Genomic DNA, 833 nt, shown 5'->3' on the forward strand with positions numbered 1-833 from the left:
GCTCTTGGTCGTTTAGACAGTAAATCTAGATAAGGCTGCCAAATCATAGATTTTCGCCTTATACCATAGAGTCTCGTATGTTTGGCAATTACGTCGTTATCTTCGTTCAAAATGGCAATTTCATTATACGTAATACGGACTCTAACTTTTTGCTGTGCAAACCTTGGAGAAGTCGAATATAGCTTTTTATCTACGGTGACGATTCCATATTTGTCTGATTTCAATTCTTCATATCGAGCACATTCAAATCCCTTTTCAGGCAACATTATAAAGCTATTTAAATCCTCTTCAAACAATTTCGATTGAAGGACCTTCTTATCGTAATGGAGTCGATCACGGTCTTTTTCTGCCAACTCCCATAACGTTTCATTGAAATGATCTACATTTACAATCCTATTTTCCGGTAATAAAAAGTTGTTTCTTACATATTTAACCATGGCTTCCACATGACCTTTTTCATTACCTTTACCTGGGTTACAAAACTCATACTGAAAACCAAAGTGCAATACAAAGCGTTCAAATGTATCTGTCAGCTCACGCTCCCCTTTAGAAAATATTTTGCTCACTGCAGGAGATAAATTATCAAATCGTATTGTCTTCGGAACCTTCCCCAAATGTTGAAACACCCGTTGTAAACCCTCTAATAAGCATTCTGTATTTTCCGAAGGAAAAACCTGAAAATAAAAGCTATTACTATACGGAAAAGACATTACTAGATACGGTAGATCAATTGTTTCTGAATCATATTTGAATGGGCCAGTTCCAAAGTCAACTTGAGCTGTACCTGGGATAGATTCAAGGGGTAAGGCTGCTTCTGTCATCGTTTCTTTTAA

Annotated in this window: 1 protein-coding gene; it reads right to left on the reverse strand. The window is 36.6% G+C overall.

The annotated features are described in order from the left end of the window. The coding region (locus ASE01S_RS15400; protein WP_157065251.1) for a Mu transposase domain-containing protein at positions 1-833 on the reverse strand (833 nt) is incomplete at both ends.

It is taken from the genome of Amphibacillus sediminis NBRC 103570 (assembly GCF_001552275.1).
In the GTDB taxonomy this organism is placed as follows: domain Bacteria; phylum Bacillota; class Bacilli; order Bacillales; family Amphibacillaceae; genus Amphibacillus_B; species Amphibacillus_B sediminis.